This window comes from Microcoleus sp. C2D2 (assembly GCF_036702495.1).
In the GTDB taxonomy this organism is placed as follows: Bacteria; Cyanobacteriota; Cyanobacteriia; order Cyanobacteriales; family Microcoleaceae; genus Microcoleus.
This window is the reverse complement of sequence record NZ_JAUBTO010000409.1, coordinates 1-1,182: the sequence shown is the minus strand read 5'-3', so window position 1 is coordinate 1,182 and position 1,182 is coordinate 1. Positions and strand designations below refer to the sequence as shown.

Annotated in this window: 1 protein-coding gene; it reads left to right on the top strand. The window is 36.8% G+C overall.

Going from position 1 to position 1,182, the window contains the following annotated elements; genetic code table 11:
* Positions 1 to 111: 111 nt before the first annotated feature.
* Positions 112 to 1,182, top strand: a 1,071-nt coding sequence (locus QUB61_RS39560) for an IS4 family transposase (protein ID WP_333190478.1), incomplete at its 3' end; no start/stop codon positions are given.

The following is a 1,182-nucleotide window of genomic DNA, read 5'->3' as shown; positions in this document are numbered from 1 at the left end:
CATTTGTGACAAGTTAAGAAAAAGTGCAAATTGTCAAGGGGGTAGACAAAAAAAGGTAAAATAGGATGAAACCTTTACCGGGCAAGCAGTTTAGCCATAATTGAACCAGTTATGACTCGCAAAAAACGAATCAACCGAGATCATGCAAAGAAAAAAAATCGTCCCCAAGTAGAAAATGAAGCGATCGCGAATCACCTGGAAGATTTATTAATTCCGGCAATGGCGGCCCAAAAAACTTTTTATCGCCAACTAAATTTAAGAGATAGAATTCTAACACTACCATTAATGATGGCAGCAATATTAAGTTTATTATGGCGAGACGTAGCAGGAGTAACAGAATTAACCAGATTATTAAATAGAGAAGGATTGTTATGGTGTCAGCCACAAGAAATTAGCCAACAAGCGTTGTCACAAAGATTTTTAACTTTTCCAGCAATTTTGTTTGAAAAAGTATTTAAAGAATTACTACCTCATTTTCGACGAAAATGGTTGATGAGAAAATCGAGACCGTTACCAGATAGCGTACAATTTGCCTTAAAAAACTTTGAAAATATCTGGATAGCTGACGGCTCAACATTAGAAGCATTGTTTCGTAAACTCGAAAGTTTATCAGATGTGCCAATTGGTCAATTAGCCGGAAAAATGGGAGTAATTATAGACCTAGTAACTCATCTTCCCGAAGAAATTTGGTTTGGGGAAAATCCGAAACAAGCAGATACTAATTGGGAGGAAGATTTACTAAAAACAGTTAATCCGAAAACCTTACTCTTATTGGATAGAGGTTTCTATCACTTCGCTTTTTGGTCAAAACTCATTGAGCAAGAAATTGGATTTATCACTCGAATTAAGAAAGGTGCATCTTATCAAATCGAGCGGGTATTAACCAATACTTATGATGTCAAAGACCAGATAATTAAAATAGGTGCAGGCACAAAACAGACACCAGCTTTGACTATAAGATTGGTACAGATTCGCTCCAAGACTTCCTGGCGTTCTTATCTGACAAGTGTCCGAGAACCTGAAATATTGCCCCCCTATGTAGTAGCAGATTTATATCAAAGACGCTGGCGAATTGAAGACGCATTTTGTACAGTAAAAAGATTATTAAATCTCAGCTATTTATGGACAGGTTCATTAAACGGAATCAAGCTCCAAATCTGGGCTACTTGGCTATTTTATGCG